Annotated in this window: 5 protein-coding genes; 1 reads left to right on the top strand and 4 read right to left on the bottom strand. The window is 53.9% G+C overall.

Going from position 1 to position 4,301, the window contains the following annotated elements; genetic code table 11:
* The first annotated feature begins 347 nt into the window (after window positions 1-347).
* Complete coding sequence (locus ABJK70_RS20955; protein ID WP_347259000.1) at window positions 348-914, top strand: class I SAM-dependent methyltransferase; 567 nt, start codon at window positions 348-350, stop codon at window positions 912-914.
* Between the two features lie 98 nt (window positions 915-1,012).
* Here the strand turns inward: ABJK70_RS20955 and rpoH are convergent, their stop codons facing one another.
* The 4 genes from rpoH to ABJK70_RS20935 all read right to left on the bottom strand — a co-directional run bounded on the left by rpoH (window position 1,013) and on the right by ABJK70_RS20935 (window position 3,976).
* A complete protein-coding gene (gene rpoH / locus ABJK70_RS20950) occupies window positions 1,013-1,867 on the bottom strand; it encodes an RNA polymerase sigma factor RpoH (protein ID WP_086133815.1) in 855 nt (284 codons plus the stop codon).
* Between the two features lie 83 nt (window positions 1,868-1,950).
* Complete coding sequence (ftsX, locus tag ABJK70_RS20945) at window positions 1,951-2,940, bottom strand: permease-like cell division protein FtsX (protein WP_086133814.1); 990 nt, start codon at window positions 2,938-2,940, stop codon at window positions 1,951-1,953.
* Window positions 2,941-2,958: 18 nt separating this feature from the next.
* A complete protein-coding gene (gene ftsE, locus ABJK70_RS20940; protein ID WP_077728282.1) occupies window positions 2,959-3,618 on the bottom strand; it encodes a cell division ATP-binding protein FtsE in 660 nt (219 codons plus the stop codon).
* 58 nt (window positions 3,619-3,676) lie between these two features.
* Entirely contained in the window at window positions 3,677-3,976 is a 300-nt protein-coding gene (locus tag ABJK70_RS20935) for a DUF3641 domain-containing protein (RefSeq protein WP_347258999.1), read from the bottom strand.
* Window positions 3,977-4,301 lie beyond the last annotated feature (325 nt).

Here is a 4,301-nt window from a genome sequence, read left to right as displayed (position 1 = left end):
TCGAATTGCCCAACGCTGCGTTCTTAAACGGCTATATTAAATGAACTCAATAGCTCCGGGGTGGCGGTTCATGCAATAAACGTCCAATTACTGCCCGCACCAGAACTCAATCGGATTCCCATGTCCTTAGTTAACCTTTATTATCAATACTGATGTGGAAGATGATGCTGAAGTTTCAGCCGTGTGTTTATTGGGTGGGATGCCAAGCAAAAATTTTCTCGAAAAACAACAAGAAGTCTCGTCAATAACGCTACCGGACGGGAGGAGAGGACAACACAATGCAATTGGAATACATCCTAAAATCATACGCACGCTATGCGCCAGTATATGATCAGACTTTTGGCTGGATGCTGAGTTTTCGCGGCCGTTCGATGGCGGCGGGCGTTACCAACAAGCGGCCTGGCAAGGTACTCGAAGTTGGGGTGGGCACGGGTATTAGCCTCTCTTACTATCGTAAGGAGCACGAAGTGCACGGCATCGATATTTCTCCCGATATGCTGGAAAGAGCCCAGCAACGGGTAGCGAGAGGGAAGTTGAACCATGTTTCCAGCCTCCGCATCATGGATGCCCGAGAACTGGAATTTTCCGACGATTCTTTCGATGCCGTGGTCGCGGCATACGTGATGTCGGTGGTTCCCGACCCGGAAAAAGTGATCCGGGAAATCGAGCGGGTATGCAAACCCGGCGGTGATGTGATCATCGTGAATCACTTTGCCGCAGAGAAGGGTTTTAGGCGGGATATCGAAAAATTCTTGGCTCCGCTTTCGAACAAGCTGGGTTGGCGTCCGGACATGCCTGTTCAGGAGATTCTGGGAAATACGTCCCTGCGCGAAGTTAAACGGCATACCTTGCCGCCGCTCGGCATGTTTACGATGTTGCATCTTCGGAAGGACCACGAGACCGCCCTGCAATAGGATCTAGAAGCCATCGGCCTCGGTGGGCGGAAGTCGGATACAAAAAAGGTGACTTTGCGTCACCTTTTTTAGTGCGTGGGGTCGAGTCTGCTCGAAGCTCAGGTGTCGACCAGGGAGTTTCGCAGCTTTTTCATAGCGGTATTCTCCAACTGGCGAATACGCTCGGCAGAAACCTGATAGCGCGTGGCCAGGTCGTGCAAGGTCAGTTTTTCTTCGCTCAGCCACCGGCTCGTAACGATGTCCCGGCTGCGCTCGTCCAGTTGCTCGATGGCGGCTACCAGCCGTTGCTGCTTATGCTGTCCCCAGTCGTTATCTTCGAGCAAATCCGCGGGATCGGCATTTTCTTGCTGAAGGTAATGCACCGGAGCCGGTGTTTCTCTATCGTCGCCGTCGTTATCGCTGGGTTCGAAGGCGACATCCTGATTGTTCAGGCGATTTTCCATTTCATAGACAGTCGCGACATCCACACCTAATTCGTTGGCTAGAACGTGAGCCTCGTCGTGGCTCAGCCATCCCAAGCGGTTCTTGAACTTGCGCAAATTGAAGAACAATTTCCGCTGAGCTTTGGTGGTGGCGACTTTAACTATGCGCCAATTCTGAATGATGAATTCGTGGATTTCCGCCCTGATCCAATGAACGGCAAACGAAACCAGCCGGACGCCGACGGCAGGGTCGTAACGCTTCACGGCTTTCATGAGGCCGATGTTTCCTTCCTGGATCAAATCGGGCAGCGGCAAACCGTAGCCCAGGTATCCCCTGGCAATATGGACGACGAAGCGCAAATTGCCGAGCACTAACTGCCGTGCAGCCTCCAAATCGTTATGCTCGCGAAAGCGTACAGCCAGTGCGCGCTCTTCATCGGCGCTATAACGCGGCATCGAGTTTACGGCAGAGACATATTCTTCGATGGAGCCGAGCGAGAGATTAACCGGAAGAGTTAATGCGTTGCTCATAAGTGTCCTCAGTCTTAATTCCTGTTTTAGCTTAGCACTCAACAATGACGAGTGCTAATAGTATGTCTATAAAACCTCGTCAATCAAGTAGGATCAAGTTCCCGTAAATGATAAGAGACGACTATCCATGCCCCGATTATTCCCAATAAGACCGATGCTCCAATCAGGAGTTCTGTTTCCGATAGGCTCAGAAAGGAAAGTGCGTAAGGGCTGCCGTAGAGTTCCGCCAAGTGTCGGGAGGGGCCACGCAGGAACAACAGGAAGAAGCTGACCAACAACCAGGCAAGAGTTCCGCCGAGGAAGCCGTACCAAAAGCCGGCATACAAGAAAGGGCGGCGGATAAAACGGTCGGTGGCCCCGATCAGTTTCGCGACGACGATTTCCTCGCGGCGGTTTTGCAGTTCGAGACGGATGGTGTTGCCTACGATGAACAATACGCCAAGACTAAGTAGCACGCTGAACACGACTACGCTGCGCTGGGCGATCGTTAATATGGCGTGCAGCTTGTGCATCCACTCGGTATCGAGCTGGACGAAATCGGTTTCCGGCAGCGCTCGGAGCTCGCCGAGCAGTTTTTCCACTTCATCGGGACGAGTGAGGGAGTCCTTCGGTTTGATGCCGACGACCGCCGGCAAGGGATTGAAATCCAAAGCCTGTAAGGCATCGCCAAAACCGCTGTAGCTCTTGAGTTGCTGTAACCCCGCTTCTTTCGTAACCAGCTCGGCCACCGCGATTTGCGGGTGCTTATTGAGTGTTTCCGCGACCTTGCCGCCGGCTTCGTTGGTCAGTTCGGGTTTCAGGAACAGCGATATTTGGTTCGTCGCTTCGAGGGTCGAACTGGCCTGCTGAGCGTTCTTGATGAAAACATGGAAACTAGCCGGTATGGTCAATGCGATGGCGATCACCAGCACCGTCATGATGCTGGCGACAGGAGTTCGCCGAAGACGTACAAAACTGGATTTAAGCGTTTCGACGTGCAAGTCGACGTAGGCTCGCAGCCAGTTCGCCGGCCCATTGCCGGTTCGCCGGGCATGCGCCGCATTAGTATCGCGCCTCCTTCGAGGTTTCTGCATTCTTGCAATCGGCACGTCTCAGCCGCCTTCGACCAATTGGCCTTGCTGTAACTTGAGGGTTCGGCAGGCGAACCGCGAAATCAGGTCGAGGTTGTGACTCGCGATCAAGAGCGTTACGCCGACCTGGTTGAATTCCTTAAATAAATCCATGATCTCTGCCGAGAGGCCCGGATCCAAATTGCCGGTCGGCTCGTCGGCCAGAATCAGGGAGGGTTTGTGTACGATCGCTCGAGCGATGCCGACCCGCTGCTGCTCGCCTCCGGACAGCGCAAGAGGAAACCGCTTTTCCTTGCGGAGTAAACCGACCTTATCGAGGGCGGCCCGAACCCGTCGGGCGGTTTCTTGCTGGCTGAAGCCGGCGATGAGCAGGGGCAGGGCTACGTTGTCGAATACGGTTCTATCGTGCAGTAAGCGGTAATCCTGGAAGATCAATCCCAATTGGCGGCGAAGATAAGGCACTTGCCGTTTGGATATACGGTTGATGGGCTTTCCTTCGAAGAGGATCTGCCCCCGATTGGGCCGTTCGATGACCGGAATCAGCTTGAGCAAGGTGCTTTTCCCGGCTCCCGAGTGGCCGGTCAGGAAAGCCATTTCGCCCTTTTCGAGCTGAAAACAGACGTTGGACAATACTTCTCCGCTATCCGAATAGCGTTTGCTGACGTTGATAAATTGCAGCATGGGAAGCGGACAGATTAAGAAAAGGAGCTCTTACGAAAAGAAAGACGAAGGCGTGCGCTCAAGATCGCAGCGCCCCGCCGCAACTGCTGCCGGCGCCCAGTGGCAAATCGAGCATCTGGTTGAAATCGCGGTCGTATACATGACCTTGCCAGTCTACGCTGATCAAGCTGCGGCACATTACGTCTTCCGGATTTTTCGAATTGTGGCTGTTCCTCAACAAAGTCATGTATTCGTCGAACCTCCCCTGACTGATGGGGGTGCTGCCGAAACGCCGGATCGGCATATTGGCAAGGGTGTACAATCGATTGAAAACGATCCCGTAGCGGCTTTCCAGCTCGCGCTCATAGGCGTTTTCCAATTCGATTTGCGGCGGCGGCAGCGTTCCCCCTGTGGATTGTAGACCAGATTTAGCATCAGGCCCGAATCGAAGCCGCCGTAGCCGAAGCGATTCAGCTTGTGTAAAGCCCTAAGACTCCTATCGAATACCCCCTTGCCGCGCTGAGCGTCCACGTCCTGCTCAAGATAACACGGCAGAGAGGCAACGATCTCGACGCGATGTTCCGCAAGGAACCTAGCCAGATCTTCATACCCCGGTTCCTCCAAAATCCTCAGATTGCAGCGATAGCCCAGATCGACCTGAAGAGTCTCCAGCCGTTTCCGCGTGATACGGGGGAAATCGGTGC

It is taken from the genome of Methylocaldum sp., assembly GCF_039794385.1.
GTDB lineage: Bacteria > Pseudomonadota > Gammaproteobacteria > Methylococcales > Methylococcaceae > Methylocaldum.
This window is presented reverse-complemented; position numbering and strand designations above follow the sequence as displayed.